This is a genomic window from Kribbella sp. NPDC023972 (genome assembly GCF_040639075.1).
In the GTDB taxonomy this organism is placed as follows: Bacteria; Actinomycetota; Actinomycetes; order Propionibacteriales; family Kribbellaceae; genus Kribbella.
In genome coordinates, this window is the sequence record NZ_JBEZZH010000016.1 from 1 (window position 1) to 26,638 (window position 26,638).

Annotated in this window: 27 protein-coding genes; 15 read left to right on the forward strand and 12 right to left on the reverse strand. The window is 69.0% G+C overall.

Annotation, left to right across the window (positions count from 1 at the left end; translation table 11 throughout):
* Window positions 1–424: 424 nt before the first annotated feature.
* On the forward strand, window positions 425–1,213 hold the full coding sequence (locus AB0F43_RS36720; RefSeq protein ID WP_360488041.1) for an SDR family NAD(P)-dependent oxidoreductase: 789 nt from the start codon (window positions 425–427) through the stop codon (window positions 1,211–1,213).
* Entirely contained in the window at window positions 1,210–2,856 is a 1,647-nt protein-coding gene (locus AB0F43_RS36725; protein WP_360488044.1) for an AMP-binding protein, read from the forward strand. The genes AB0F43_RS36720 and AB0F43_RS36725 overlap by 4 nt, the downstream gene beginning before the upstream one ends.
* A gap of 12 nt (window positions 2,857–2,868) precedes the next feature.
* Here the strand turns inward: AB0F43_RS36725 and AB0F43_RS36730 are convergent, their stop codons facing one another.
* Together AB0F43_RS36730 and AB0F43_RS36735 are read right to left on the reverse strand one after the other, a co-directional pair.
* On the reverse strand, window positions 2,869–3,582 hold the full coding sequence (locus tag AB0F43_RS36730; RefSeq protein WP_360488047.1) for an alpha/beta hydrolase: 714 nt from the start codon (window positions 3,580–3,582) through the stop codon (window positions 2,869–2,871).
* A gap of 11 nt (window positions 3,583–3,593) precedes the next feature.
* The gene (locus AB0F43_RS36735) at window positions 3,594–4,370 is read right to left on the reverse strand and encodes an LLM class flavin-dependent oxidoreductase (RefSeq protein ID WP_360488050.1); all 777 of its coding nucleotides are present in this window, start codon (window positions 4,368–4,370) and stop codon (window positions 3,594–3,596) included.
* A gap of 191 nt (window positions 4,371–4,561) precedes the next feature.
* Here AB0F43_RS36735 and AB0F43_RS36740 point away from each other — a divergent pair, with 191 nt between their 5' ends.
* The gene (locus AB0F43_RS36740; RefSeq protein WP_360488053.1) at window positions 4,562–4,963 is read left to right on the forward strand and encodes a universal stress protein; all 402 of its coding nucleotides are present in this window, start codon (window positions 4,562–4,564) and stop codon (window positions 4,961–4,963) included.
* Window positions 4,964–5,106: 143 nt separating this feature from the next.
* Window positions 5,107–9,186, forward strand: a complete 4,080-nt coding sequence (hrpA, locus tag AB0F43_RS36745) for an ATP-dependent RNA helicase HrpA (protein WP_360488056.1) — start codon at window positions 5,107–5,109, stop codon at window positions 9,184–9,186.
* A gap of 104 nt (window positions 9,187–9,290) precedes the next feature.
* On the opposite strand, the gene AB0F43_RS36750 is transcribed toward hrpA, so the two are convergent.
* Complete coding sequence (locus tag AB0F43_RS36750) at window positions 9,291–9,707, reverse strand: VOC family protein (protein WP_360488059.1); 417 nt, start codon at window positions 9,705–9,707, stop codon at window positions 9,291–9,293.
* Window positions 9,708–9,863: 156 nt separating this feature from the next.
* Between AB0F43_RS36750 and AB0F43_RS36755 the strand changes: the two genes are divergently transcribed.
* Both AB0F43_RS36755 and AB0F43_RS36760 read left to right on the forward strand, forming a co-directional pair.
* On the forward strand, window positions 9,864–10,046 hold the full coding sequence (locus AB0F43_RS36755) for a hypothetical protein (RefSeq protein ID WP_360488062.1): 183 nt from the start codon (window positions 9,864–9,866) through the stop codon (window positions 10,044–10,046).
* Window positions 10,015–10,779 carry a fructosamine kinase family protein gene (locus AB0F43_RS36760; protein ID WP_360488065.1) on the forward strand — a complete coding sequence of 255 codons (765 nt, stop codon included), beginning with the start codon at window positions 10,015–10,017 and terminating at the stop codon, window positions 10,777–10,779. The genes AB0F43_RS36755 and AB0F43_RS36760 overlap by 32 nt, the downstream gene beginning before the upstream one ends.
* 63 nt (window positions 10,780–10,842) lie before the next feature.
* Here AB0F43_RS36760 and AB0F43_RS36765 read toward each other — a convergent pair whose 3' ends face one another.
* Window positions 10,843–11,118: a protealysin inhibitor emfourin gene (locus tag AB0F43_RS36765; RefSeq protein WP_360488068.1), complete on the reverse strand. Its 276-nt coding sequence runs from the start codon at window positions 11,116–11,118 to the stop codon at window positions 10,843–10,845.
* A 439-nt stretch (window positions 11,119–11,557) separates the two neighbouring features.
* Between AB0F43_RS36765 and AB0F43_RS36770 the strand changes: the two genes are divergently transcribed.
* Together AB0F43_RS36770 and AB0F43_RS36775 are read left to right on the forward strand one after the other, a co-directional pair.
* Window positions 11,558–11,761, forward strand: coding sequence for a cold-shock protein (locus tag AB0F43_RS36770; RefSeq protein ID WP_012921273.1), 204 nt, complete (start codon window positions 11,558–11,560; stop codon window positions 11,759–11,761).
* Window positions 11,762–11,855: 94 nt separating this feature from the next.
* Complete coding sequence (locus tag AB0F43_RS36775; protein WP_360488071.1) at window positions 11,856–12,344, forward strand: DUF6328 family protein; 489 nt, start codon at window positions 11,856–11,858, stop codon at window positions 12,342–12,344.
* Here the strand turns inward: AB0F43_RS36775 and AB0F43_RS36780 are convergent.
* Window positions 12,286–13,179, reverse strand: a complete 894-nt coding sequence (locus AB0F43_RS36780) for an LLM class flavin-dependent oxidoreductase (protein WP_360488074.1) — start codon at window positions 13,177–13,179, stop codon at window positions 12,286–12,288. The two genes, AB0F43_RS36775 and AB0F43_RS36780, sit on opposite strands and share 59 nt — an antisense overlap.
* Window positions 13,180–13,304: 125 nt before the next feature.
* On the opposite strand from AB0F43_RS36780, the gene AB0F43_RS36785 reads away from it, so the two are divergent.
* The 3 genes from AB0F43_RS36785 to AB0F43_RS36795 all read left to right on the forward strand — a co-directional run bounded on the left by AB0F43_RS36785 (window position 13,305) and on the right by AB0F43_RS36795 (window position 17,107).
* On the forward strand, window positions 13,305–15,080 hold the full coding sequence (locus AB0F43_RS36785; RefSeq protein ID WP_360488077.1) for a BCCT family transporter: 1,776 nt from the start codon (window positions 13,305–13,307) through the stop codon (window positions 15,078–15,080).
* A 248-nt stretch (window positions 15,081–15,328) separates the two neighbouring features.
* A complete protein-coding gene (locus AB0F43_RS36790) occupies window positions 15,329–15,934 on the forward strand; it encodes a class III extradiol ring-cleavage dioxygenase (RefSeq protein ID WP_360488080.1) in 606 nt (201 codons plus the stop codon).
* 138 nt (window positions 15,935–16,072) lie between these two features.
* On the forward strand, window positions 16,073–17,107 hold the full coding sequence (locus AB0F43_RS36795) for a glycosyltransferase (RefSeq protein WP_360488083.1): 1,035 nt from the start codon (window positions 16,073–16,075) through the stop codon (window positions 17,105–17,107).
* A 68-nt stretch (window positions 17,108–17,175) separates the two neighbouring features.
* Here AB0F43_RS36795 and AB0F43_RS36800 read toward each other — a convergent pair whose 3' ends face one another.
* Both AB0F43_RS36800 and AB0F43_RS36805 read right to left on the reverse strand, forming a co-directional pair.
* A complete protein-coding gene (locus AB0F43_RS36800) occupies window positions 17,176–18,156 on the reverse strand; it encodes an SMP-30/gluconolactonase/LRE family protein (protein ID WP_360488086.1) in 981 nt (326 codons plus the stop codon).
* 9 nt (window positions 18,157–18,165) lie between these two features.
* On the reverse strand, window positions 18,166–18,825 hold the full coding sequence (locus AB0F43_RS36805) for an NAD(P)-binding domain-containing protein (RefSeq protein WP_360488089.1): 660 nt from the start codon (window positions 18,823–18,825) through the stop codon (window positions 18,166–18,168).
* An 84-nt stretch (window positions 18,826–18,909) separates the two neighbouring features.
* Here AB0F43_RS36805 and AB0F43_RS36810 point away from each other — a divergent pair, with 84 nt between their 5' ends.
* Both AB0F43_RS36810 and AB0F43_RS36815 read left to right on the forward strand, forming a co-directional pair.
* Window positions 18,910–19,266 carry a helix-turn-helix domain-containing protein gene (locus AB0F43_RS36810; protein ID WP_360488092.1) on the forward strand — a complete coding sequence of 119 codons (357 nt, stop codon included), beginning with the start codon at window positions 18,910–18,912 and terminating at the stop codon, window positions 19,264–19,266.
* 120 nt (window positions 19,267–19,386) lie between these two features.
* Window positions 19,387–19,785, forward strand: a complete 399-nt coding sequence (locus AB0F43_RS36815) for an SRPBCC domain-containing protein (RefSeq protein WP_360488095.1) — start codon at window positions 19,387–19,389, stop codon at window positions 19,783–19,785.
* Here the strand turns inward: AB0F43_RS36815 and AB0F43_RS36820 are convergent.
* The gene (locus tag AB0F43_RS36820) at window positions 19,778–21,205 is read right to left on the reverse strand and encodes an ATP-binding protein (RefSeq protein WP_360488098.1); all 1,428 of its coding nucleotides are present in this window, start codon (window positions 21,203–21,205) and stop codon (window positions 19,778–19,780) included. The two genes, AB0F43_RS36815 and AB0F43_RS36820, sit on opposite strands and share 8 nt — an antisense overlap.
* Before the next feature lie 77 nt (window positions 21,206–21,282).
* Between AB0F43_RS36820 and AB0F43_RS36825 the strand changes: the two genes are divergently transcribed.
* A complete protein-coding gene (locus tag AB0F43_RS36825; protein WP_360488101.1) occupies window positions 21,283–22,098 on the forward strand; it encodes an LLM class F420-dependent oxidoreductase in 816 nt (271 codons plus the stop codon).
* 88 nt (window positions 22,099–22,186) lie between these two features.
* On the forward strand, window positions 22,187–22,792 hold the full coding sequence (gene def / locus AB0F43_RS36830; protein WP_360488104.1) for a peptide deformylase: 606 nt from the start codon (window positions 22,187–22,189) through the stop codon (window positions 22,790–22,792).
* Window position 22,793: 1 nt separating this feature from the next.
* Here def and AB0F43_RS36835 read toward each other — a convergent pair whose 3' ends face one another.
* The 4 genes from AB0F43_RS36835 to cobT form a co-directional block, all read right to left on the reverse strand.
* Complete coding sequence (locus AB0F43_RS36835; protein ID WP_360488107.1) at window positions 22,794–23,348, reverse strand: AAA family ATPase; 555 nt, start codon at window positions 23,346–23,348, stop codon at window positions 22,794–22,796.
* Window positions 23,349–23,413: 65 nt separating this feature from the next.
* A complete protein-coding gene (locus AB0F43_RS36840; RefSeq protein ID WP_360488110.1) occupies window positions 23,414–24,223 on the reverse strand; it encodes an RNA methyltransferase in 810 nt (269 codons plus the stop codon).
* A complete protein-coding gene (gene cobA / locus AB0F43_RS36845) occupies window positions 24,220–25,485 on the reverse strand; it encodes a uroporphyrinogen-III C-methyltransferase (RefSeq protein ID WP_360488113.1) in 1,266 nt (421 codons plus the stop codon). The genes AB0F43_RS36840 and cobA overlap by 4 nt, the downstream gene beginning before the upstream one ends.
* Window positions 25,482–26,522, reverse strand: coding sequence for a nicotinate-nucleotide--dimethylbenzimidazole phosphoribosyltransferase (cobT, locus tag AB0F43_RS36850; protein WP_360488116.1), 1,041 nt, complete (start codon window positions 26,520–26,522; stop codon window positions 25,482–25,484). Before cobT ends, cobA begins: the two co-directional genes overlap by 4 nt.
* Window positions 26,523–26,638 lie beyond the last annotated feature (116 nt).

Below are 26,638 nucleotides of genomic sequence, written 5' to 3' on the forward strand. Positions count from 1 at the left end.
CACCCCCTTGCGCCTTCGCTTCGCTCGGCGGCTACGGTTCCCGCCGCGGCCGGCTGACCGGCTTGGGGTGCCCGCCGCGGTCGGCTGACCGGCTTGGGTTGCCCGCCGCGGTCGGCCACGGTCGAGCGGTGGGGCCCGTGTGCGGATCGGTCAGCACGTTGGTGAACACCAGCCGGGCTGCTCTCCGTCGTACCGGTGATCTGTCAGGCCAGGATCTCGCCGGCCCACCCGTACTCGTTCCGCAGTACCGCCCGGCGGCCCGGTTCCCGCAGCGCCTGGGGTGTTGGGTGGGGCTACTTGTGGGTAATGTCGGGGCATGGTGAGTGGGAAGCGCGGCGTGGGGTGGGGGTTGTTGGTTGCGTTGGCGCAGGGGCGGCGGCGGGTGGAGGATTCGCGGCTGGCGAGGGTTGTGGGTGGGCGGGTTGTGTTGGTGACGGGGGCGTCGTACGGGATCGGAGAGGCGACGGCGCGGCGGTTGGGGCGGGCGGGGGCGACTGTCTTGCTGGTGGCTCGTACGGCGGAGCGGCTGGACGAGGTGGCCGACGACATTCGCCAAGCGGGTGGCGAGGCCTATTCGTACGCGGTCAACTTGGCTGATCCGGTGGCCGTCGAGGGGCTGGTGCGGACTGTGCTCGAGGAGCATGGGCAGGTTGATGTGCTGGTGAGTAATGCCGGAAAGTCGATCCGTCGGGCGATCGCGGATTCTTATCAGCGCTTCCACGACATCGAGCGGACGAATGCGATCAACTATCTCGGGCCGGCGAAGCTCGTGCTCGAGTTGTTGCCGTCGATGCGGGAGCGCCGGTCCGGTCATATCGTCAACGTGTCGACGGCCGGCGTACGGACGCCGCCGATGGCGCGGTGGTCGGCGTACCTGGCGTCGAAGAGTGCGTTCGACGTCTGGCTGCGGTGCGTCGCGCAGGAGATCCGGGGGGACGGGGTGACCGTGTCGACGGTCTACATGGGGCTGGTGCACACCCGGATGAGCGAGCCGACGCCGTTGCTGAACAAGATGCCGGGGCTGACGCCGGAGCAGGCGGCCGATCAGGTGTGTACGGCGATCGCGGAGCGGACGCACAACATCACGCCGCCAATGGTTCGGCCGGCCGAAGTGGTCGGCACTCTGTTTCGGGTCCCGACCGATCGGCTCCTGGAGCTGTACTTCCGGATCAGCTCCAAGCGCAAACGGACCACCGGAGACGAGCAACCATGAGGATGCCGCGACCGATCGGGCCGATGCGGCCGCCGGACTGGCTGGTCCAGGCGGCGGCCGAGGTCGGTGGTGTGTCGGTCGCGCTGATCAAGTCCGGCGTCTGGCGGTCGGCGCGCCCGGCCCACCTGGTCGGGATCGAGCGGGCGCTGCGCTACTGGGGTCAATCGATGGCCGCGTTGGGCGCGATCGCGGCGATCCGGTTCCCCGATCGGCTCGCGGTGATCGACGAGACCGGCAGTACGACGTACGCCGAACTGGACCGCCGGTGCGAGCGGATCGCCGCCGCCTTGTCCGCCGATCACGGGATCGTTGCCGGAAGCAAGGTTGCTGTGCTGTGCCGGAACCATCGCGGCTTCCTGGAGGCGACGTTGTCGGCGTCGCGGGTCGGCGCGGACGTACTGTTCGTGAACACCCAGTTCGCTCCCCCGCAGCTGACGGCGGTGCTCGAGCGGCACCGGCCGGACCTACTCATCCACGACGCGGAGTTCACTCCGCCGGCCGGCATCCCCACCGTTGTCGCCTGGCCTGACGAGGGACCCGCACTCGACAAGAACGCGATCGACCTCGACACGCTGGCTGGTTCGAAGGCGGCCGCGGCGCCGAAGCCAGGGTCGCCCGGACACATCACGATCCTGACGTCGGGTACGACGGGCACGCCGAAAGCAGCGTCTCGCGCGCCGACCGCATTGGGGCTCGCAGGACTGACGGCGAGTGCGCTCAACCGGTTCGGACTGCGGTCCGGTGAGCCGATGGTGATCTGCCCGCCGCTGTTCCACGGGCTCGGGCTGCTGAGCTCGATACTCGCGTTGTTCCTGGGATCACCGATCGTCCTCACCCGCCGGTACGACGCGCGCACCGTACTGACCCAGGTCGAACAGACCCGCGCCGGCTCGATCGTCGCCGTACCGGTGATGCTCCGGCGCATGCTCGAGCTCGGACCGACCGAAATCGCCAAACACGACCTCCGCTCGCTTCGCGCGGTGATCTCCGGCGCGTCGACTTTGGGTGCACCGCTGGCCGAGCGGTTCATCGCGCAGTTCGGCCCGGTGCTGTGCGACGCGTACGGCTCCAGCGAGGTCGGCGTCGCCACGATCGCGACGTCCGCCGACCTGATCGCGGCGCCGGGGACGGTCGGCCGGCCGTGTCTGGGCAGCACGGTGCGGATCCTCGACGACAACGACCGCCCGGTGCCGGTCGGCGAGACCGGGCGGATCTTCGCCGGCGGCGGGTTGATGTTCGGCGGGTACTCCGATGGATCGTCGAAGACCGTGGTGGACGGGCGGATGAGTACCGGTGATCTCGGGCATCTGGATCGGGCCGGCCGGTTGTTCGTCGACGGACGCGAGGACGACATGATCGTGTCCGGCGGCGAGAACGTGTACCCGGTCGAGGTCGAAAGCTGCCTCGCGAGTCATCCGGCGGTGGCCGAGGCGGCAGTGGTCGGCGTACCGGATGAGGAGTTCGGTCAGCGACTCGTCGGGTACGTCGTACTGCGCGAGCCGGCGACTGAGGACGAACTGATCGAGCACGTCCGGGCGAATCTGGCCCGGTACAAGACGCCGCGGCAGATCGTCGTACTCGATGAGTTCCCCCGCAACGCGACCGGAAAGGTCCTGCGAAGCAAGCTCAGCCCGCCGGAGTAGCCCACGCCGATGTCAGAGCCAGCTCCTGAGCAGGTCCGCGAAGCGGTCGGGGTGCTGTTGGTGGAGGTAGTGAGTCGTGCCGGGCCAGACCTCGATGGTCGACCCGGCAGGCCACGGGATGGAGCGTGCGAAGGCGGCCGCGTACGCGTTCGAGTACAGGCTGAGGCATGGCCTGCCGACCGAGGGAAGGAAGGCGCGAGCCGCCGGCCGGGCGCCGATGCTGCCTGACGCGAGGTACATCGACTGGTAGAGATCGGCCAGCACCGGCCCAGGAGTGGCGGCCATCTGTGCGCGGGCGTCCAGGTGCAAAGGGCTCCCGTACGCATCGCCGAAGGCCCGATCGACGAACTCGACACCCGACTCGGATCCTCGCGTCCGCAGGTCTTCCAGTACGGCGGGACAACGCTCCATCTCGGCGTCGTCCGCGCCGTACGCCGGGTCGATGACGACGATTCGCTGCACCAGCGACGGATACCGTACGGCGAGCCACGCGACGAGCTGTCCGCCCATCGAGTGGCCGACGGCAACAACCGGTTCGGTCAGGCCGGCCGCGAGATCGTCCACCAGCCGCTCGACCGTCAGCCCTCGTTCGTCCGTCCGGGAACCGTGGCCGGCCAGGTCGGGCGCGACCACATCACCCCAGGGGTCGACAAGCTTGGCGATCTCGTTCCAGGATTGGCGATCCGCACCCCAACCGTGGACCAGCAACAGGCGTGCTCTACTCACAGCGCCCCACTCTAGGCAATCAGCGCCTGGAACCGCGTCATCCGTTCCAGTGCACCCCGCTCGTCGCCGAACGACACCGCCAGCGTCTCAGCGCCCGCGTCGATGAGCTCCTGGGCCAGCTTGAGCGTCGGCTCGACGTCACCGCCGGGCCAGTGCAAGCGCGTCCCCACTTTCACCTGGCGATCCGTCTGCGCCCGAATCCGCGCCACCGCCGCCGCGAAACCCGGGCCATCCAGGTTCAGCCCCTGCCATTCGTCGCCGAAGCGGGCGGTCCGGCGCAGCGCCGGCCCCGTCGTACCGCCGATCATGATCGGCAGCGGCGCGCGCAGCCTCGGCTCGAACACGCCGCCGCGATCCTCTCCCGCAAATAGTCCGCGGATGATCGCGAGGCTCTCGTCCGCACGCCGCCCCCGCTCGGAGAACGACGCGCCGACCGCCGCGAACTCAATCGAGTTCCAGCCCGCGCCGACCCCGAGGATCAGGCGCTCGCCGGACAACCGGTGCAACGTCGCCGCCTGCTTCGCGACGACGTACGGACTGCGCATCGGCAGCACCAGCACCGAGGTGCCGAGCCGGATTCGCGTCGTCCGCGCGGCCAGGTATCCGATGGTGACCAGCGGTTCGTACACGCCGCCGTACGTCGGACCGAACTCACCCGGTGGCAGGAGATGGTCGGGCAACCACGCCGTGCCGTAGCCGACCTCCTCCGCGGCGACGGTGAGCTCCGTCAAGCGCTCCGGCGGCATCGTCGCGGACTCATCGGGCAGCACGACCTGGAGCTCAACCATGGGACCGACGTTATTCCCTCACATCGATGTGAGAGTCAAGTGAACGCGGCGGGTGCCCCGTGCAGGTCGGGATGGTGCCCTTCGGGACCGGGCCTTTGATGCCACCGACCTTCAGGGAGCACGACTACGGCGGGTCTCTCGTCCCGCGCAGCACGCCCGAGGTGGGATGCCTGCCATGGGAGAGTAGGGCTGTGAAGATCCTGGTCGGTTATGTGCCAACTCCCGAGGGCGAGGCCGCGTTGGCGGCCGCGGCTGCCGAGGCGGAACTGCGCGGTGCGTCAGTCCTCCTGCTCAACACCAGCCGCGGCGACGCCTACATCGACGCCCGCTACGCCAACGCCGACGAGCTGGCCGCCGCCGAGGCCGCCCTGCGCGAACGCGGCGTCGAGGTGACGATCCAGCAGGCCGTCTCCTCCAGCGACGTCGCCGGCGAGCTGCTCAAGGCGGCCGCCGCCGAGGACGTCACGCTGATCGTCCTGGGCCTCCGCCGCCGCAGCCCGGTCGGCAAGCTCATCCTCGGCAGCACCGCCCAGCGAGTTCTCCTCGAGTCCCCCGTGCCGGTCCTGGCGGTCAAGGCGCCCGCCCGCAACTGATCGGCGGACGCCCAGCACATCACAATCGGCGTGCCCCGTGCCGGTCGCCGCGTCAGGTCCCGGGCCCGGCGCGGTTGTGATGGCCTGGCGGTCCGCTAAACCCAGGTGAGCGGCTGGGGCGCGCCGCCTAAACTGGTGGCGTTATGCCTGATGCCCGGACCGAGTCGTCGAGTCCCACCCCAGTCACCGGTCCCGCCCAGGACCCCGCCGCGCGCTCGCGCCGACCGCGTCGTCGCGGCAGGAAGGCGGCCGCGAGCGCATCCGACGCCGTCTCCCCCGCCGTCGAGGCCGACGGGCCCAGCCTCGCTGAGGTGTTGGCTCGGCTGGACGGGCTGACGGCGTACGACCGGGAGCAGCTCGGGCGACGGTTGGAGCGGGTTCGGGCGACGAAGGACGCACGCAAGCGTGGGCAGGCGCTTCAGGGTGTGGTCGGGGCGATCGAGCACGCTGAGCGCCGGGTGGAGGTACGGCGGCTCGCCGTACCGGAGATCACGTATCCGCAAGAGCTGCCGGTCAGCCAGCTGAAGGACGACATCGCGGCCGCGATCCGGGAGCACCAGGTCGTGGTGATCGCGGGTGAGACCGGGTCCGGGAAGACGACGCAGATCCCGAAGATCTGCCTCGAGCTCGGCCGCGGCGTGCAGGGCATGATCGGGCACACCCAGCCGCGGCGGCTGGCGGCGCGGACGGTCGCGGAGCGGATCGCCGACGAGCTCGGCACCGAGCTGGGCGAGGCGATCGGCTTCGCGGTCCGGTTCACCGACAAGGTGAGCGACCGCTCGCTGGTGAAGCTGATGACCGACGGCATCCTGCTGAACGAGCTGCAGCGCGACCGCGACCTGACCCGCTACGACACGCTCATCATCGACGAGGCGCACGAGCGCAGCCTGAACATCGACTTCATCCTCGGCTACCTCAAGCAGCTCCTCCCACGCCGCCCCGACCTCAAGGTGATCATCACCTCGGCGACCATCGATCCCGAGCGGTTCGCCGAGCACTTCAGCGACAGCCAGGGCAACCCGGCGCCGATCGTCGAGGTGTCCGGCCGGACCTACCCGGTCGAGGTGCGGTACCGCCCGATCAACGACCCGGACGACCCGGCCACGATCGAGCGGGACCAGACCCAGGCGATCCTGGACGCGGTGGACGAGCTGTCGCTCGAGCCGTCCGGCGACATCCTGGTGTTCCTCAGCGGTGAGCGCGAGATCCGGGACACGGCCGACGCGCTCAACGACAAGTACGCCGCGCAGCGCGGCCGTCCGGGTGCGGTCGACGTACTGCCGCTCTACGCCCGCCTGTCGAACGCCGAGCAGCACCGCGTCTTCCAGCCGCACTCCGGCCGCCGGATCGTGCTGGCGACCAACGTCGCCGAGACCTCGCTGACCGTCCCCGGGATCAAGTACGTCATCGACCCCGGTACGGCGCGCATCTCTCGCTACAGCCATCGCACCAAGGTCCAGCACCTGCCGATCGAGCCGGTCTCGCAAGCGAGCGCCAACCAGCGCAAGGGCCGCTGCGGCCGGACCAGCGACGGTATCTGCATCCGGCTGTACTCGGAGGAGCATTTCGAGAGCCGGCCGGAGTTCACCGACCCGGAGATCCTGCGCACCAACCTGGCGTCGGTCATCTTGCAGATGACGGCGATCGGCCTCGGCGATATCGCCGCGTTCCCGTTCATCGACGAGCCGGACAAGCGCAGCATCACCGACGGCCTGCAACTGCTCACCGAGCTCGGCGCCATCGAAGCCCCGAAGGGAGCCGGCCGCCGGCTCACCACCGTCGGCCGCCAGCTCGCCCAGATCCCGCTCGACCCACGGCTCGCGCGGATGATCGTCGAGGCGGACAAGCACGCCTGTGTCCGCGAGGTGATGGTGATCGCGGCCGCGCTGTCGATCCAGGACCCGCGCGAACGCCCGACCGACGCCGAAGCGCAGGCCCAGCAGGCGCACGCCCGGTTCCGCGACCCGAACAGCGACTTCCTCGGGTACCTGAATCTCTGGAACTACCTGAAGAAGCAGCAGAAGGAGCTGTCCGGCAACCAGTTCCGCCGGATGTGCCGCAGCGAGTACCTGAACTACCTCCGGGTCCGCGAGTGGCAGGACATCTTCGCCCAGCTCCGCCAGGTCGCCTCCCAGATCGGCGTGACGCTGAACAGCGGTGAGCCGGCCGATCCGCAGAGCGTGCACATCGCGCTGATGTCCGGACTGCTGTCGCACCTCGGCATGAAGGATCCGGCGAACCAGCACCAGTACCTCGGTGCCCGCGGCACCAAGTTCGCGATCTTCCCCGGCTCCGGCCTGTTCAAGAAGCCGCCGCAGTTCGTGATGGCCGCCGAGCTGGTCGAGACCTCCCGCCTCTGGGCGCGCGTCAACGCGAAGATCGAGCCGGAGTGGGCCGAGGATCTCGCCCAGCACCTGATCAAGCGCTCGTACTCCGAGCCGCACTGGGAGCGCAAGGCCGGCGCGGTGATGGCCTACGAGAAGGTCACGCTGTACGGCGTGCCGATCGTCGCGCGGCGCAAGGTCAACTACGGCAAGGTCGACCCGGAGGTATCGCGCGAACTGTTCATCCGGCATGCGCTGGTCGAAGGCGACTGGGACACCCACCACAAGTTCTTCCACGAGAACCGCAAGCTGATCGAGGAAGTCGAGGAGCTCGAGGAGCGCACCCGGCGGCGCGACCTGCTGGTCGACGACGAGACGCTGTTCGCCTTCTACGACGAGCGGATCGGCGCCGACGTCGTCACCGGCCGGCACTTCGACACCTGGTGGAAGACGGCCCGCCAGCGCGACCCCGACCTGCTCGACTTCGAGCGATCGCTGGTGGTCCGTGAGGGTGCCGAGGTCAAGGAGGAGGAGTTCCCGCTCACCTGGACGCGGAACGGGATGACCTTCGACCTGACCTACGCCTTCGAGCCGGGCACCGATGCCGATGGTGTCACCGTGCACATCCCGTTGCTGGTGCTGAACCAGGTCACCGCCGACGGGTTCGAGTGGAGCGTACCGGGGTTCCGTGAGGAGCTGGTCACCAGCCTGATCAAGTCGTTGCCAAAAGCAATCAGGAAGAACATCGTGCCGGCCCCGGACCATGCCCGGCAGGTCCTCCCCCGGCTCGATCCGGCCTCGGGTCCGCTGACCGACGCGCTCGCCCGCGAGCTGCGGAATCTCCGGGACGTGGTCATCGACCCGGCTGACTGGGATTGGAGCCGGGTGCCCGAGCACCTGCGGATGACGTTCCGGGTGGTCGACGACAACGGCAAGACCGTGGCCGAGGGCAAGGACCTGGCCACGTTGAAGGAACGGCTGAAGCCGAAGACCAAGGCGGCAATCTCGCAGGTCGCGTCGAAGGCGGTCAGCGGTCTGGAACGGTCCGGCCTGACCGACTGGACGTTCGGCGATCTCCCGCGCAGCTTCTCCGAGCATCGCAACGGGCTGACGGTGGCCGGCTACCCGGCACTGGTCGACGAGGGCAAGACCGTTGCGATCCGGCTGCAGGAGACCGAGCGCGACCAGGCCGCCGCGATGTGGAACGGCACCCGCCGGCTCCTGCTGCTGACCATGCCGTCGGTGATCGACGTGGTCCAGCGGAACCTGACCAACCAGCAGAAGATGACGCTGATGGCCGGACCGCACCGCAACGTCGGTGAACTGCTGGACGACGCGATCGCCGCGGCCGTCGATCAGCTGATGGCCGCCGCCAACGGCCCGGCGTGGAACCTGACCGCCTTCTCCGTACTGCGCGACGCCGTACGGTCGGAGCTCGCGGACACCGTCCTCACGATCCTGCGGCAGGTCGAGCAGGTGCTGGCGCACGCGCGGACCGTGGACAAGCAGATCTCCCGCGCATCGAGTCCCGCTCTTCTCGCGGCGTTGTCCGACGTTCGTGGCCAATTGGAAGGTCTGGTGCACCCCGGCTTCATCACCGAGACCGGTGCCCAGCGGCTGCCCGATCTGATCCGCTATCTGCGCGGGATGGAGCAACGGCTCGACAAGATCGGCGCCAACGCGATGCGGGATCGCTCGGGGATGGCGATCATCCAGATGCTCGACGACGAGTACCGCGCCCGGCTGAACGCCGTACCGACCGGGAAGTACCCGAGCCCGGAGCTGCTCGAGGTGCGCTGGATGCTCGAGGAGCTCCGGATCAGCCTGTTCGCTCAGACCCTCGGTACGCCGTACCCGGTCTCGGAGAAGCGGATCCGCAAGGCCCTCGCGGCGGCTTGATCGACCGTCGATTCACGCCTGGAGCAGAGACGGGCAGCGGAACGACGAAACCGGCGCCTCCCGATCACGGGAGGCGCCGGCGTCATCAAAAGGTTTGGCCGAGGTCATTCCAGGCAGATACGGAACGGGTGGCCTGCGGGGTCGGCGTAGATGCGCCAGCCGCGGGCGTTCTCGGCGGGTGGTGGGTCCAGGGGATCGAGCGGTTCGGCCCCGAGCGCGGTCACGCTGGCGTGGCCGCTGGAGAGGTCCTCGACGATGAGGTCGAGATGGAGATCCTGCGGGTCGGTGCCGGGCCACGTGGCCGGCGAGTACTCCTCCGAGCGACGGAAGGCCAGCGTCGAGAACCCGAGAGACGAGCCGGGGCCGGTCAGGCTCCGCCAGTCGTCGTCACCGTTCTCGTCGATCTCCAGCCCCAGCAGCGCCGAGTAGAACTGGGCGAGCTCGAGTGGGTCCGGGCAGTCCAGCACCACCGAGCCGAGCCGCCCGGCAGTACTGCCCGGCTGCTCTGCCACCTGCGTCATCTGTCCTCCAACTTCTGTTTCGACGCCCGCCCCTGTCCGGGGCAGGACCGGCCAGGCCCGTCGTGGTCGGAAGGCCCGGCCGCCTACGATGACAGGTCGGACCGACAGTTCGCATCTTTCGACACGCCTTGTTGACGCATCACGCGACTGCGGACCGTGAGCAAGATCTCGCCGTACCGGCTCAATGGTCAGTTGGAGGTAGCAGATCGGCGGCGTTCGCTGAGCTTGCGGATCTTGGCGCTGGTGGCCATGACAGCGGACGAGCCGGTGCTGGCCGGACGCCGCAGGTTGATGGAAGAGTGCGGGGATGGCTGTCGAGTTCGTGAAGAGGCGGCATGACGCGCCGCCGGGGTTCTTCGAGGTCGAGGCGGCCGGACTGCGGTGGCTCGCCGTACCCGGTGGAGTGCCGGTCGCGGAGCCGGTCGACGTCTCCCCCAGTCACCTGAGCACAGTCAAGCTGGACCTCGCCGCACCGACTCGTGCCGCGGCGGACGAGTTCGGGCGGCGTCTGGCGGTTACGCACGACGCCGGCGCGCGGCATTTCGGCGTACCGCCGGACGGCTGGGACGCGGACGGCTACATCGGCACGATCGGGCTGCCGCACGCGCTGGAGCCGGTGAAGTCGTGGGGCGAGTTCTACGCGAACCTGCGCATCCGGCCGTACCTGCGGTCGGCGTACGACCACGGCACGATCGACGGGCACCAGCTGCAGGTGTTCGAGCAGGTGTGCGTCCGCCTCGAGGCCGGTGCGTACGACGACCCGTCCGAGCACCCGAGCCGGATCCACGGTGACCTGTGGTCGGGCAACGTCCTCTGGTGCGGCGACGGCGTACACCTGATCGATCCCGCGGCGCACGGCGGTCACCGGGAGACGGACCTCGCCATGCTGGGCCTGTTCGGGCTCCCCCAGCTCGAACGAGTGCTCCACGCGTACGACGAGGTGCACCCGCTCGTGGACGGCTGGCGCAACCGGGTAGGGCTGCACCGGCTCCACCCGTTGCTGGCCCATGTGGTGCTGTTCGGCGCGAGCTACGCACCTCAGGCGATCGCGGTGGCCCACAAATATGGCTGAGACGCTCGACGAGGTGGACAAGCTCGAGTTCATGGCCTTCCCGCGGCCGGGTATCGCCTGGCGCTAGCTCTCGAGTACCCGCTCCAGTAGCCAGGCTGTCGTCTGGTCCAGGTCCTGCTCGGCGATGGTCAGGTGCGCGGCGTCGGAGCCAGGGGCGTCACGCACCTCCACGCGGTACACGAACCGGTCAGGTTGCGGCAGGCCGGAACCGAGCCGTGCCTGGTCCAGCGCGTGCACGGCCGCCTCCAGCCGGGCCGCGTCGGGCTGGAAGGTGGTGTCGAGCTCGCCGTGGGCCGTCAGGCCGGCGAAACCTCCGCTGCGGGTCACTGTGATGATCAACCGAGCCTCCTCCGGGGACACGATGGCGCGCCGGGCAACGGTTGTCCAGAGTCGTGCGACACGCCGAAGAAATCGATCAGGTTCGCGCGTCGATCACCCGGCGTACCGATGCCAGGTGCCACGTTGCAACGGCGCACGCCCGGGGCGGTACGACGAACCAGCAGGTCGGCGCAGGATTTCGCGGTCCCGGCGCCGTCTTCCAGGACTGCAGTGGGGTGGTCACAGAACGTGGCGGGCGGCGACTATTAGCGACACGTGTTCGTGGTCACCCCTTCCACCAGGCCACAGATCGGCTACAGTTATCGCGTTGCACTTTTGGACTCCCACTGACTTTCGCTGTGCTGCATGGCCGGTTCTGTCTTCTGGGGCCTTTCGGCGACACGTGGCTCATGAGGTGTGGGTCGCGGTTTGTTACAAGCCATCAAGGAGATAGACACAAATGGCTGTCGGTACTGTCAAGTGGTTCAACGCTGACAAGGGCTTCGGCTTCATCACCCCGGATGACGGTGGCGCGGACGTGTTCGCGCACTACTCGGCCATCCAGACCTCGGGCTTCCGCTCGCTGGACGAGAACCAGCGCGTCGAGTTCGAGATCACCCAGGGCCAGAAGGGCCTGCAGGCGGAGAACATCCGCCCGATCTGATCTCAGGATCACCCTTCTCGAAACTGCAGTGGAGGGGCCGCACACCGATCGGTGTGCGGCCCCTTCGCCGTTTCCCAGGGGGTACTTCAGAGTTATGACCGATCGTGGGGCTCGGTACGACCGCAACGGTGAGGACGAGGCGGAGCGCCTCGACCGGCACTGGAACGAGCTGCTGCAGGAGCTGAGGCTGGCCCAGACCGGCACGCAGATCCTGTTCGCCTTCCTGCTCAGCATCGCCTTCCAGGCGAAGTTCCAGGAGGCGGACAGCTTCACCCACGACGTGTATTCCGGGACTCTGATCGCCTCCGCCCTGGCGGTCGGCCTGTTCCTCGCCCCGGTGTCGTTCCATCGACTGGTCTACCGGCAGCGACTGCGCGACCGGATGCTGCCGATCGCCGGTCACATGGCCGCGGCCGGCCTCGTCTTCCTCGTCATCGCGATGGCCGGCGGAGTCCTGCTGGCGCTCGACGTCGTCCTGTCCCGGAGCGTCGCGCTCGTCGTCGCCGCCCTCGTCCTGGCCTGGTTCACCGTCTTCTGGTACGCCATCCCGGCATGGGTCCGCGCGAACGCCAACGGGGAATGACCTCAGCCGCCACCTTCTCGAGCACATCCTCGGAGCCGGCGTACACGCCCTCGGCGCGCGGCCAGTGGGTGATCACGTCGGTGAAGCCGAGGTCGGCGGCGCGGCCGACCACGTCCTCGAAGGCGTCCACGCTGCTCAGGGAGAACCGGGCCGAGTCCAGCGCGAGGTAGCGGTCCAACGGGCGGCCTTCGAGTACGTCGTCCAGTCGGTGACTCAGGTCCGCGACCGACGCGATCCACGTGTCGAAGTCCGGCGACTTCACCCCGGTCGTCACCCAGCCGGCGCCGTACCTGGTCGCCAGTTTCAGTGACCGTGGCCCGTTGGCGGCCATGATGAACGGCACCCGCGGCTGCTGGACGCATCCCGGCAACGTCCGGCCGTTGCGTGTCTCGAAGTACTCGCCCTTGAAGTCGACCCCGTCGGTCGTCAGCAACGTGTCCAGCAGTACGACGAACTCCTCGAACCGGTCCACCTTCTGCCGGGGGCTCAGGTCGTCGCCGCCCTGGATCGTGGTGTCGATCCCGCCGCCGGAGCCGACACCGCACAGGAAGCGGCCGTTCGAGATGTCGTCGAGGGCCAGGATGTCGCGGGTCAGCGCGAGCGGGTGCCGGAAGTTCGGCGAGGTGACGAAGGTGCCGAGCTTGATGGCCGACGTGACCACAGCGGCCGCGGTCAGCGTCGGCGTCGTCCCGTACCAGGGCGAGTCCTGCAGACCGCTCCAGGTCAGGTGGTCGTACGTCCACGCGTGGTCGAACCCGAGCTCCTCCGCCCGGCGCCACCGCGGCGCCGCCTCGCTCCAGCGGTACTCCGGAAGGATCGTGATGCCGAATCGCATGCCCGCACCCTACCGAGTGTGGCCGAGACCACGATTGTTGCGCTTTGCCACAAACTTCGACACGGTAACGCAGTCCCCCTACCAAAAAGAGATGGAGGCGCGCCGAAGCGAGGCGTGATTCACCTGTGGCCATCGAGATCGACAGCCGGACAGAGAACACGAACCCCGATCATGCACAACATCCCGCGATCGCAGCACCACCACCGCCCGGCAGCCGAAGTCGCGGCTCCGGCCTGGACCGCGTCGTCTTCGGCATCACCGCGGTCATCGCCCTGGCCTTCGTCGGCTGGGGTTTCGCCGACGCCACCGGCCTCGGTACGGCGTCCACCTCGGCCTTGACCTGGGTCGAGACCAACACCGGCTGGCTGTTCGTCCTGCTGGCCTCCGGCTTCGTCGTCTACGTCCTCTGGCTGGCCGCCGGCCGCTACGGCCGGATCCCGCTCGGCGCCGACGACGAGGAGCCCGAGTTCAAGACCGTCTCCTGGGTGGCGATGATGTTCAGCGCCGGGATGGGCATCGGCCTGATGTTCTACGGCGTCAGCGAGCCGCTGACCCACTTCACCAGCCCGCCGCCCGGCACCGTCGAGGCCGGCTCGTCGGCCGCGCTGGAGACGGCGATGGCGACGACACTGTTCCACTGGACCCTGCACCCGTGGGCGATCTACGCCGTCGTCGGCATAGCCATTGCCTACGGCACCTTCCGGCGCGGGCGGTCGCAGCTGATCAGCTCCGCGTTCGCTCCGCTGCTCGGCCGCCGTACCGAAGGACCGATCGGCAAGGTCATCGACAGCCTCGCGATCTTCGCGACCCTGTTCGGCTCGGCCGCGTCCCTCGGTCTGGGCGCGCTCCAGATCGGCTCCGGCGTACAGATCCTGGGCTGGCTGGACAAGACCGGCAACGCGTTGCTGGTCGGCGTCATCGCGGTCCTGACCGCGGCGTTCGTCGCGTCCGCGGTGTCCGGCGTCGCGAAGGGCATCCAGTGGCTGTCCAACATCAACATGGTGCTGGCCGTCGCGCTGGCGTTCTTCGTGTTCGTCGCCGGGCCGACCGTGCTGATCCTCAACCTGGTCCCGACCGCGATCGGCGACTACTTCCGCGACCTGGCCGACATGGCGGCGCGGACCGAGGCCAGCGGCGGCGACGCGATGGCGAAATGGCTGTCCGGCTGGACCGTCTTCTACTGGGCCTGGTGGATCTCCTGGACCCCGTTCGTCGGGATGTTCATCGCCCGGATCAGCCGCGGCCGGACCATCCGGCAGTTCGTCACCGGCGTCCTGCTGGTGCCGTCGCTGGTCAGCCTGGTCTGGTTCTGCATCTTCGGCGGTACGGCGATCGACCTGCAGCGCCACGGGGCCGACATCGCCGGGCAGTCCACCGCCGAGGGCCAACTGTTCGGCATGCTCGACCACATCCCCCTCTCCGCGGTGACGACGATCGTGGTGGTGATCCTGGTCGCGATCTTCTTCGTGTCCGGCGCCGACGCGGCGTCGATCGTGATGGGGACCTTGTCGGAGCGCGGCGCGATCGAGCCGAGGAAGCCGGTGGTGATCTTCTGGGGCGTGCTCACCGGCGCCGTGGCGGCGGTGATGCTGCTGGTCGGCGGTGGTGGGTCCAAGGCCCTCCAAGGCCTGCAGAACCTGACCATTGTGGCAGCGCTCCCGTTCGCGGTGGTGATGGTCGGGCTCGCGGTCGCGCTGGCGAAGGATCTGCGCACGGATCCCATGATGCTGCGGCATGCGATCGGCTCGGAGGCGGTCGAGGCAGCGGTGATCGAGGGGGTCAGCACCCACGGTGACGACTTCTCGCTCGTCGTCGCCGGCAACGGGCACGACACCGGCACCGACATCCCGGACTCGCCCCAGCCACGGGGTGAGGTGCCCGCACCGAAACCGGAGCTGTGACGAGCTAGGAATAACTTGAGGGTTCAACTACATTGGAAGCAGTATGACTTCCGAGAAGGTGGAACCCTCGATGCCCGAGCAACTGCCGGTGCTGTACCTGAGCCACGGGGCACCGCCGCTGGCCGACGACCGTCTCTGGACGGCCGAGTTGGCGGCGGTGTCCGCCGGGATCACGCGGCCGACCGCGATCCTGATCGTGTCGGCGCACTGGGAGGCCGCGCCACTCAACCCTCGGCGCGACCGAGACTGTGCCGCTGCTCTACGACTTCTGGGGCTTCCCCGAGCGCTACTACCAGGTCCAGTACGCCGCACCCGGCGCACCGCACCTCGCCGAACAGGTGCGCAAACTGCTGCACTCCCCCGCGACTCCCGTGTACGACGACCCGCGGCGCGGACTGGATCACGGTGCCTATGTGCCGTTGAAGGAGATGTACCCGGAGGCGGACATCCCGGTCCTTCAGGTCTCGATGCCGACGCTGGACCCGGCCGAGTTGTTCCGGATCGGCCGGAAGCTCGCGCCGCTGCGGGACCAGGGTGTGCTGATCGTCGGCAGCGGCTTCACCACGCACAACCTGCGCGAGATGAACCTGGGCGCCGCTTCCGACGCACCGGCGCCGGCCTGGTCGATCGAGTTCGACGAGTGGACCAAGCGCGCCCTCGAGGCCCAGGACGTCGACTCCCTCATCGACTTCCTGCACAAGGCCCCCGCCGCCACCATCGCCCACCCACGCACCGAACACTTCGCGCCCCTGTTCGTCACCCTGGGCGCCGCCGAAGACCGCCTGACCGATGCCGCAACCGTCGTCGACGGCTTCTGGTACGGCCTGTCCAAACGCTCCTGGCAAGTCGGCTGACCTCTCGACGTGCGCGCCGGCTCTGTGACGAAAGCCGCCTGAGGCGGCGGAATCCGACCGGTCACCCCAGCCGCCATTAGGGTTGCCGCCCATGGTGGAGATCTGGGTGCAGGGTCGGGTTCACGTGGTTGCCGCCAGGTGAGCGGCCGGGTCATCTACGCGGTCAAGGAGCCGGAGGCGCCGGGCGGCGGCGTCCGAGTCATCGCTCGCCACGTGGAGCTGCTGCTCGAGGCCGGCATCGACGCCGCGATGTGGTGCCGGACCCCCGGCTACCGCATCCCGTGGTTCGCGAACGAGCTGCCGATGCTGTCCGGAGACCAGCTCGAGCTCAGCGCGGAAGACCTCCTGGTGGTGTCGGAGCTGTATCTCCTGCCAGGGGTCGACCCGGCACCAGGCGCTCGAAAGGTCATCTTCAACCAGAACCACTTCCTGACCTTCTGGTCCTGGCGGGACACCGAAGGCTATCCGGCCTGGGACCCGGCGCCGCACGTCTGGGCGGTGTCCAGGGAGAGCATGGATGTGCTGGCCAGGGTGCATCCCGAGTTGCCGCTCAGCCACATCCCCAACCCCGTCGACGGAGACCTCTTCCAGCCGGGCGTGCGCGACGTACGACGCATCGCGTGGATGCCCCGCCGCCGGCCCCTCGAGGCCACCATCCTGGAACGGATCCTGCGCAACGACAAACGCACCAAGGACGTCGAGCTCCTGCCGCTGTCAGGTCTCAGCGAGGAGCAGGTCGCGGACGCCCTCGGGCGGACGTCGGTCTTCATCGCGCTGGGCATCTCGGAAGGGTTCGGGCTACCGGTCGCCGAGGCGTTGTCAGCGGGTTGTCTCGTCGTCGGCTACCCGGCCGGCGGGGGCGTCGAACTGTTCGAGGCGCCCGGGGCCTGGGCGACCCCGGACGCGCGACCTCACCTGCTGGCCGACCGCGCCCTGGCGCTGACCGATGTTCCGGGCGACGACCCGCTGCGGCTCGCTGCCAGGGAGTGGGTCGCCGCCCGGTACAACGCCGACATCACTCGGGCCGCAGTGGTGGCGGCGGTCTCCGCGGCCCGCGCACAACCCGGCCGGGCCGCCACCGCCACGCACCCCGTCGTCTGGCCCGACGACCCCCATGGTCCGGCCGCAGAACGCGGTCACCCCTGGGCAGCCGCAGCCCAAACCAACCGCTAGTACCTCCACCCGACGCCATGCAGCATGAGCGGTTGCCCCATCGTCCGACGATGGCGGCGCGGCTCAGCTCAGCGGGAGGGGGTCGGGAAGGTGGCGAGGGTGTTGGTGCCGATGCTGCCCAGCCAGACGTGGCCGTCGCGTTCGCGGACGCCGGTGGGCATGTGGAAGTCGGGGTGGTGGCCGCGGAGGTCGTGGATCAGCGTGCCGTTGTCGTCGTACGCCTGGATCTCGATGATGTCGGCCGCCTTCGGCTTCAACGCCTCGGGGAGGTTCCAGACGAGCGTCCGCAGGAACGGCGGCTTCGGCAGCAGGAAGTCCAGCAGCACGTTGCGGGGTGAGCCGATCGTCACCCAGATGAGGCCGTCGGAGCCACGAGCGATGTTGTCCGGCAGCCCCGGGATCGCGGCCGCGAGCTCCGGCTCGGCGCCCTCTGTGGTGAGGTCGAGTTTGTACAGCCCGTACATCGCGGTCTCAGCCCAGAACAGAGTACGGCGGTCTCCACTCAGCGCGACGCCGTTCGGGAAACCCCTGCCCGTCGCCAGTCGGGTCAGCTCGCCGTCCGGGGTCAGCCGGTACACGCTCCCGGTCGTCGAGTGCTCGAGCAGATCCGCCTTCCACTCATCGATACCGAACCGCGTCGACGAGTCGGTGAAGTAGATCGTCCCGTCCGGTGTCACGTCCGCGTTGTTGCAGAACCGCATCGGCCGGCCCTCGACCTCGGACAGCAGCGTCGCGATCCGGCCGTCCTTGTCGAGGGTCAGCAGTCCGCGGTTGGCGTCACAGATCAGCACCTTCCCGTCCGGCAACCACTCCAGCCCGAGCGGCCGCCCGCCGGTGTCGGCCAGGGTCGTGATCGTCTTCCCGTCCGCGCTGACGCGCAGGATGCGCCCGTCGTACAACCCGGTGAGCACACCGCCGTCATCATCGATCAGCGTGTCCTCCGGCCCCTCCCCCGGCAACGCGACCGTCTCCACCTCGATCGTCTGCGGCTCACGCTTCGGCGGCGCAGCAGGCGGTGTCCAACGCACAGGCGAAATCGACGACTTCATGCCGAGACCCTAGCGCTCCGTCGCCCGTTGCGTCACCGGCCGCACCGTGCCGAACGCGGCCGCCGCCGGGGGGAACAGCGCACGTACATCACCACCTGCCACCCACACCCCGATCGCGAACGCGGCAGTTGCCTCCAGCAACCTTGCCCGCGCGAGACCGCCGGCAGCCACCGGTTCACAGCCGAGGTCCCGCACCAGTATGCCGACGTCTTCGACCGCGGCCGCGTCGTCGCCACACAACGGCACGCCGAGCCGCGCATCCTCGAATTCGCGCGGCGCCTCCCGCCAGACCGCATCAGGCGCCAGGTTGAACGCCTTGACCACTCGCAGGTGCGGCAAGGCTTGGCTGATCGCCTCGGCCATCGCCGGCTCGTCCAGCGTGAAGCTCTGGTGATTCACCGAGTTCGTACAGTCGATGAGCGTCCGGCCGGACTCGATGTCGAGTGATCTCAGCGTGTCCACCGCCGCGTCGGCCGGCAGCGCGAGCAGCAGCACCTCGCCGTACGTCGTTGCCTCCTGCAATGTCCCGGACGTCGCCCCGATACGTTGCGCGAGGTCGGCGGCGCGCTCCGGTTTTCGACCGCCGATCATCACGTCGTGGCCGGCGCGTACCCACTGCCCGCCCAGTGCCTCGGCCATCAGACCGTTCCCCAGGATCCCGATGCGCATCTCTTGCTCCTTTCGGCTGCGAGTGACAGTAGGTGTTCCGTTACGCACCTCCCGGTGCGTAACGGCCTGGGCACAATGGAGGGCATGGAGCCGAGGTTCTTCGCAGACTGCCAGGCCCGGATCGCCGTCGAGCTGATCAGCGGGCGCTGGCCGATGGTCGTGCTGTACGCGCTGGCCGACGGGCCGGCGCGCCCAGGTGAGCTGCGCAAACAGATCGGCGGCATCAGCCAGAAGGTCCTCACCGAGACGCTCCGCCGGCTGGAGTACAACGGCTTGGTCGAGCGCCACCGCTACGCCGAGGCCCCACCCCGGGTGGAGTACTCCCTCACCCCGGCGGGCGAGGATCTCCTCATCCCCATCCACGCCCTCGGCGACTGGGCGGCCGAGCACGCCGACACTGTCCTCGCCGCCCAGGAGTCCGCCGACCAGGCCAGCGCATGAGCGGCATGTCAGCACGCTGCCGGTGTGATCGCCGCCGGGTTCCGGTGGAGCGGAAAGAAACCGTAAGCGGGTCGCGAGACAGTGCTGGAGTCAGGTTGATTCCCAGCAGGAGGCCCGGTCATGTTCAATCTCAGTCAGGTCATCGATGCGCCGCCGGGCGAAGTCGTCCGCGCGTTCACCGAGCCGGAGCCGTTCGCGGCGTGGTTCGTCGCGGAGGGTTTCAGTACGCCGGCCGAGCGGGTGTCGATCGACGTACGGCCCGGTGGGCTGATCTCTGCCGTGTTCACCGCCGGCGACGTCGAGGTGCCCTTCACCCTGCGCTTCGGGAACCTCGACCTACCCCACAGCCTCGTGATCCACCTCGACGACCCCGAAGTCGTCACCGTGCGACTGACCGACCTGGGCGACGGCCGCACCCGACTCGACTACCAGAGCGTGGGTCTCCCCGCCGACCAGGAGATCACCATCCAGACCGGCGTTGCCCACATGCTCCGCCACCTGGCCGACTACTTCAGCTGACGGGGCCCGGGTAGATGCCTGGGAGAGCGGGTGGGGGTGGGGTGTAGTCGGGGACGTCGCCGTTGGTGGCGCCGAGGAGGCGGCGGGTCAGGGCGTCCCGGGAGGAGAGGAGTTCGGCGGCGGCTGTGCGGAGGTGGTCGGCGTCGGGGGTGACTCCTGACTCGGCGGCCAGCAGGACGGTACGGCGTACCAGCTCCTTCACGAAGGAGGCGGTGGTGCCCTCGGTCTGCTCGACGACTTCGTCGATGACAGCGGGGCGGAGGATCAGGTCCGGGCCGTAGAGGTGCAGGAGGCGAGCGCGGCCCTCGGCGTCCGGGAGGGGTACCTCGACGGCCAGGTCGACGCGACCGGGACGCTGCATGAGCGCGGGCTCCAGGAGATCGGCGCGGTTCGTGGTGAGGAGGAAGGCGACGTCGGCGTCCTCCGCGAGGCCGTCCATCTCGTTGAGCACCTGGAACAGCAGCGGGTTCTCCATCCCGTGCGAGTAGTCGCGCGCCTCGGCCACCAGGTCGCAGTCCTCCAGCACGACCAGCGCCGGCTGCAGCAAGCGCGCCAGCGCGCATGCCTGGGAGATGAACCCGATACTCGTCCCAGCCAGCAGTACGACGGTGAACGACGGCAGCCGCGACAGCAGGTACCGCACGGTGTGCGTCTTGCCCGTACCCGGCGGACCGTAGAGCAGCACGCCACGCCGCAGATGCTGACCCGCATCAAGCAGCGTCTGGCGGTGGTCGGCGATTCCGATCACCTCGCGCTCGACCCGCTCCAGCACGCCGTCCGGCAGTACGACGTCCGCCCGCGTGATCTCCGGTCGCGGATGCAGCCGGAACGGACCCACTCCCTGGCCGAACTCGTGCCCCTCGAACGACACCACCTTCCCGCGGAAGATGTTGTGCTCCCGAATGAGCTCCGGCAGCGCATCGAGGAAGGTGTCGGCCTTGCCGGTCGCCAGCACCTCCAGGTCAACGCGCATCCGCCCGTACTGCGGACTCGCCGCCCGCAGCAGAGCGACGTACCGATCCGTGCCCCGGGCACCGAGGTAGAACCCGAACGCGACACAGTCCATCTCCGTTTCGACGTCGATCGGCAGCCGCTGGTAGTCGACGGCGCCGATGCCGAACCGGTCGTACTGCGCGAGCTCGAGCAGCTCGCCGAGCGAGTGGTGACCGCGATTCGACCCGGCCACCCCGATCACCTCGAACGAGTCGAACCACGCCTCGATCGCGAGCTGCACATTCGGCAGGTCGTACGACGGGAAACTCGCCGCGACCACCGGCACCTGCTCGGGGTCAGCGCCGAGGTGATCGCGCAACCGGTCCCGCAGGCTCTCCCGGTCGCCGCTCGCCCGATGCTGCTGCATCCGCTCCAGGAAGCCGGTGAACAGTCGCGCGAACTCGTCGATCTCGGCGTCCTTCGCCATCACGTCGTACCCCCTGGATGTTCAGATACCGGCCCTGATCCGGAGGGTCCTCCGCAACGCCGGTTAGGATCTCCACCATGACAGATTCCGAGTCCATCGACCGTCCGTACGCCGCCTTCCCGGTGCGGATCGGCCTGCAGATCCAGCCCCAGCACGCCAAGTACGCCGACATTCGGCGGACCGTCGCCGCGGCGGAGGAGATCGGCGTCGACGTGGCGTTCAACTGGGACCACTTCTACCCGCTGACCGGTGAGCCGGAGGGACTGCACTTCGAGTGCTGGACCATGCTCGCCGCCTGGGCAGAGGCGACCGAGCGGATCGAGTTCGGCGCCCTGGTCACCTGCAACTCGTACCGCAACCCCGACCTGCTCGCCGACATGGCCCGTACGGTCGACCACATCAGCGACGGGCGGCTGATCTTCGGCATCGGCTCCGGCTGGTTCGAGAAGGACTACGACGAGTACGGCTACGAGTTCGGTACGGCGGGCGGCCGGCTGGACGCGCTCGGCGAGGCGCTGCCGCGGATCGAGCGGCGGTGGGCCAGGCTCAACCCGCGGCCGACCCGGGACATCCCGGTGCTGATCGGTGGCGGCGGTGAGAAGAAGACGCTGAAGCTGGTCGCCCAGCACGCGAACATCTGGCACGGGTTCGGCGACGCGGAGACGATCGCGCACAAGCACGCCGTACTGGACGAGCACTGCAAGACGATCGGCCGCGACCCGGGCGAGATCGAGCGCTCGGCGGGTGTCGGGGACAAGAAGCCCGAGCAGATCGGCAAGAAGCTGCTCGACGTCGGCACCCGCTTGTTCACCGTGCACTCCTCCGGCCCGGACTACGACCTGGGCCTGCTTCGCGCCTGGGTCGCCTGGCGCGACGAGATCAACAACAAGTAGTGCCCGAAACAGCGCTTACGTCCGAAGAACTGGCGAGACGTCACGCCGGTTCTTCGGACGTGAGCGGGGGGTGGATAGGATTTCCCGCATGTCTACGTTGCCTGCTAACGGTTCGGTGCGGCCCGTCACCCGGTGGGGTGAGGACGTGATGCACCGGCTCAACCAGCCCGTGACGGACTTCGGCGACGAGTTGCAGACGCTGGTCGCTGACATGGTCGCGACGATGAACGCGGCCGAAGGTGTCGGCCTCGCGGCGAACCAGATCGGCGTGGATCTGCAGGTGTTCGTGTTCGACTGCCCGGACAAGGACGGCAACCGGGTCCAGGGTGTCGTCTGCAACCCGGTGATCGAGCTGCCGGAGGGCAAGGACCGCCGCCTCGACGAGGGCGACGAGGGCTGCCTGTCGCTGCCGGGTGCCTTCACCAAGTGCGCCCGCCCCGACTTTGCCCGGGTCACCGGTGTCGACCAGCACGGCGAGCCGGTCACCTTCGAGGGCACCGGCCTGCTCGCTCGTTGCCTGCAGCACGAAACCGACCACACCCAGGGCATGGTCTTCGGCGACCGCCTCTCCCGCAAGTACCGCAAGCGCCTGTTCGCCGAGGCCGAGGAGCTGGCACCCGACTACCCGTCCGACTGGCCCGTCTCCGCCATGGTCGAGCACGAGGACCACCACGAGGAGACGCCGGCGACCTGACCTACCAGCGGGCCTTCGGGAGGTCCGCGAGGATCGCCTCGACCGACTCCTCCGGCGTGAGACTCGTCGTGTCGAGCCACAGGCCCCGGCGTGGCGTGTTGTCGACGTACGTCTGGAAGGCTCGGACGGCGTCGGTGAGATCGCCGGACGAGTCTTGCCAGTCGCGATAGGCGTTGTTGCCGCCGCGATTGAGCTCCCGCTCGACCACCGACTCCACCGATGGCGTCAGCATCACGAGGTACGGCTCGACGCCGTGGAGCTTGCCGAACCAGCGCTCGACGTGGTGCTCGTAGATGTTGTCGCTGCAGACGAAGTCGAATCCGGCGTCGGAGTAGTGCTGGGCGATCAGGGCCGAGGCGTCGTACCGAAGCTCCAGCTGGCGCAGAGCCTCCGCGGACGGGGCGGGCGTCATGTCCTCGCCGCCGGCGACGACGCCGCGGTAGAACACATCGCCGTCCAGGGTCGCGGCGGGCGGTCCCAGCCGGCTGGCCAGCAGCGGCGCGATCGTCGACTTCCCAGCGGCTTGCATTCCGGTCACGAGCACTACCTTCGGCATGCCGCCATCACATCACTCGCGTCCACCGGTTTTCGCGCTCCAGGCAGCGGCCGTGTCGGTTGCCGCTAGGGTCGCGTCGCGTAGAAGGCGACTGCTGCCGAGGAGGCGACGTTGAGGGAGTCCACACCGCCCGCCATCGGGATGCGTACGGTCAGATCTGCCTGGTCGAGGACGTGCGGTTTGAGCCCGTGTCCTTCCGTGCCGAAGATCAGCGCGAGCCGCTCGTCCCGCCGCGCGGCCAGGTCGTCGAGCGTGATCGAGTCGTCGGTGAGCGCCATCGCCGCCACCAGGAACCCGCGGTCCTTCAGCGGCGACAGGTCGCCCGGCCACGACGTCAGCCGGGTCCACGGCACCTGGAAGACGGTGCCCATCGACACCTTGATCGAGCGCCGGTACAGCGGGTCCGCGCAGGTAGGCGTCACCAGCACCAACCCGACGCCCATCGCCGCGGCCGCCCGGAAACCGGCACCGACGTTCGTGTGGTCGACGATGTCGTCGAAGATCGCGATCCGGCGTACGTCGTCCGTGAGCAACTCGGGCAGCGGGACCGCCGGTTGACGCTTGTACGACGCCAACGCGCCGCGATGCACGTGGAAGCCGGTGACCTGCTCGGCCAGTTCCTCGGACACGACGTACACGGGCGCGTCGGGCCACTTCGCGAGCACGTCTTGTAAGGAGTCCAGCCACCGTGGTGCCAGCAGGAACGACCGTGGTTCGAAGCCGGCGTCCGCGGCCCGGCGGATCACTTTGTCGCCCTCGGCAATGAACAGCCCGTGCTCCTCCTCCAGGAGCCGGCGCAGACTCACTTCCCGCAGCTGCACATAGTCCGCCAGCCGCTGGTCACCCGGATCGTCGAGCGGGACCAGCGGACTCATGCCGGCCCAGACCGCGCGCCGCCACCCTCCGCGCCGGCCGCCGACGTCGCGTCGTCCCACGCCTGCGCCGCGACCTCCACCACGTTGCCGATGACAACGATCGCCGGTGCGCCGACACCGGCTTCCTTCATGGCGGCCGCGATCCCGGCCAGCTCGGAGGTCACCATCCGCTGACCGGGCAGGGTGCCGTCGGCGATGGCCGCGGCCGGCGTGGTGGCCGGCCGGCCGCCGGCGATCAGCCGCTCGGTGATGGCGGGCAGGTTCTCGACCGCCATCAGCAGCACCAGCGTGCCGGACAGCTGTGCCAGCGCGTCCCAGTTGATCAGCGAGTCCGGATGCGACGGCGGGATGTGCCCGGACACCACGGTGAACTCGTGCGTGACGCCGCGATGTGTGACCGGGATCCCGGACACCGCCGGGACCGAGATCGAGCTGGTGATCCCCGGCACGACCGTCCACGGCACGCCCGCCTCGGCACAGGCCAGCGCCTCCTCGAAGCCGCGGCCGAACACGTACGGGTCCCCGCCCTTCAGCCGTACGACGACCTTCCCCTGGCGGCCGCGGTCGACCAGGATCCGGTTGATCTCCTCCTGCTGCGCCGCGCGACCCCTCGGCAGTTTGGCCGCGTCGAACAGCTCCACCTCAGGGTGCAGCTCGTCCAGCAGCTGCTGCGGCGCGAGCCGATCCGCCACGACGACGTCAGCCTCGGCGAGCAGCCGGCGTCCGCGGACGGTGATCAGGTCCGGATCGCCCGGTCCCCCGCCGACGAGGTAGACGCCGGGCCGCTTGTCGACCTCGCGCGCGGCCAGTGCACCGGTGCGCAGCTCTTCCAGGATCGCGTCGCGGACCGCGGCCGACCGCCGGTGGTCGCCACCGCCGAGGACGCCGATCGTCACGTTGTCGTGCTGCCCCGACGCGGGCGTCCAGGCCGTCGCGCGGGATCGGTCGTCGGACCGGACGCAGAAGATCCGCCGCTCCTCGGCCTCCTGGGACACCTGGTCGTTCACCGCGGGGTCGTCGGTGGCCACGACGACGTACCACGCGCCGTCGAGATCGCCGTACTGATAGCCGCGTTCGGTCCAGTTGAGCGACGGGTTGGCGAGGAGACCCTCGATGGTCGGGGTGATCGCCGGTGAGATCAGGTCGATGTGAGCGCCGGACTCGAGCAGTCGCGGCAGCCGCCGCTGGGCGACCCCGCCACCACCGACGACGACCACCCGTCGTCCCTCGAGCACCAGGCCGGACAGGTACTGACTGATCACGAGCTGATCCCCGCGGACTCGAAGGTGGCCATCTCGCCGAGCGCACGGACCGCGCAAGTGAGGATCGGGTAAGCCAGCACCGCGCCGGTCCCTTCGCCCAGCCGCAGGTCCAGATCGACCAGCGGCTGCAGACCGAGCGTCTTCAGCGCGACCGCATGACCCGGCTCGGCCGACCGGTGCCCGGCGACGCAGTAGTCGATCACGGCCGGATGGAACGCCTGCGCGACAAGAGCCGCCGCGCCCGCGATCACGCCGTCGAGTATGACCGGCACTTTGTTGGCCGCTGCGCCGAGGATGTACCCGGCCAGGGCGGCGTGCTCGAGACCGCCGTACGCCTGGAGAGCTTTCAGAGGATCCGTCGCGGGTACGTCGTGCAGCGCGAGAGCAGCCCTGATCACTCTTGTCTTGTGCGCGAGCGTGGCGTCGTCGATGCCGGTGCCACGGCCGGTCACGACCTCCGCGGTCGAGCCGGTGAACGTTGCGATCAACGCCGCCGAGGCGGTCGTGTTCGCGATGCCCATGTCGCCGGTGAGCAGGCAGCGGTAGCCGTCCTTGACCAGGGTGTCGGCGAGGTCGAAGCCGACCGCGATCGCTGCCTCCACCTCGGCTTCCGTCAGCGCCGGCTCGGTGGACAGGTCGCGGGTGCCGGCGCGGACCTTGGCGTGGACGATGTCCAACCTGTCCACGTCGGCCGCCACGCCGACGTCGACCACGCGCACGTCGACCCGGTTGTTCGCCGCGAACGCGTTCACCGCGGCACCGCCGGCGGCGAAGTTCGCCAGCATCGCCGCGGTCACTTCCTGCGGCCACGGCGACACACCCTGTGCGTGGACGCCGTGATCGGCGGCGAAGACCGTCACCACGGCCGGCGCCGGCACGGCGGGTGGGCAGCTGCCGACCATCCCGGCGACGCGGACCGACAGCTCCTCCAGCACGCCGAGGGAACCGGCCGGTTTGGTCAACATGAGCTGGCGCTCCGTGGCCGCCCGCATCGCCGTCGCGTCCGCCGGGCCGATCCGGGCCAGGTAGTCCTCCACCGCACGTCCTCCACTCGTCGTCTGGTCCGATCTTCGCATCCCTTCGGCGGTGCCCACGGACGGATCGGGTGATGTGGACAGTAATGTCGGAATCACCATACGTCGCGAAATCCCGG

Bases quoted from the DNA above. Each gene is read 5' to 3' on its own strand.
- AB0F43_RS36815 (WP_360488095.1), top strand. From the start codon at position 19,387: ATGTTCAATCTCAGTCAGGTCATCGATGCGCCGCCGGGCGAAGTCGTC.
- AB0F43_RS36760 (WP_360488065.1), top strand. From the start codon at position 10,015: ATGGCTGTCGAGTTCGTGAAGAGGCGGCATGACGCGCCGCCGGGGTTC.
- AB0F43_RS36725 (WP_360488044.1), top strand. From the start codon at position 1,210: ATGAGGATGCCGCGACCGATCGGGCCGATGCGGCCGCCGGACTGGCTG.
- AB0F43_RS36770 (WP_012921273.1), top strand. From the start codon at position 11,558: ATGGCTGTCGGTACTGTCAAGTGGTTCAACGCTGACAAGGGCTTCGGC.
- AB0F43_RS36780 (WP_360488074.1), bottom strand. From the start codon at position 13,179: ATGCGATTCGGCATCACGATCCTTCCGGAGTACCGCTGGAGCGAGGCG.
- AB0F43_RS36735 (WP_360488050.1), bottom strand. From the start codon at position 4,370: ATGGTTGAGCTCCAGGTCGTGCTGCCCGATGAGTCCGCGACGATGCCG.
- def (WP_360488104.1), top strand. From the start codon at position 22,187: ATGTCTACGTTGCCTGCTAACGGTTCGGTGCGGCCCGTCACCCGGTGG.
- AB0F43_RS36800 (WP_360488086.1), bottom strand. From the start codon at position 18,156: ATGAAGTCGTCGATTTCGCCTGTGCGTTGGACACCGCCTGCTGCGCCG.
- AB0F43_RS36835 (WP_360488107.1), bottom strand. From the start codon at position 23,348: ATGCCGAAGGTAGTGCTCGTGACCGGAATGCAAGCCGCTGGGAAGTCG.
- AB0F43_RS36810 (WP_360488092.1), top strand. From the start codon at position 18,910: ATGGAGCCGAGGTTCTTCGCAGACTGCCAGGCCCGGATCGCCGTCGAG.
- AB0F43_RS36775 (WP_360488071.1), top strand. From the start codon at position 11,856: ATGACCGATCGTGGGGCTCGGTACGACCGCAACGGTGAGGACGAGGCG.
- AB0F43_RS36840 (WP_360488110.1), bottom strand. From the start codon at position 24,223: ATGAGTCCGCTGGTCCCGCTCGACGATCCGGGTGACCAGCGGCTGGCG.
- AB0F43_RS36825 (WP_360488101.1), top strand. From the start codon at position 21,283: ATGACAGATTCCGAGTCCATCGACCGTCCGTACGCCGCCTTCCCGGTG.
- hrpA (WP_360488056.1), top strand. From the start codon at position 5,107: ATGCCTGATGCCCGGACCGAGTCGTCGAGTCCCACCCCAGTCACCGGT.
- AB0F43_RS36805 (WP_360488089.1), bottom strand. From the start codon at position 18,825: ATGCGCATCGGGATCCTGGGGAACGGTCTGATGGCCGAGGCACTGGGC.
- AB0F43_RS36820 (WP_360488098.1), bottom strand. From the start codon at position 21,205: ATGGCGAAGGACGCCGAGATCGACGAGTTCGCGCGACTGTTCACCGGC.
- AB0F43_RS36750 (WP_360488059.1), bottom strand. From the start codon at position 9,707: ATGACGCAGGTGGCAGAGCAGCCGGGCAGTACTGCCGGGCGGCTCGGC.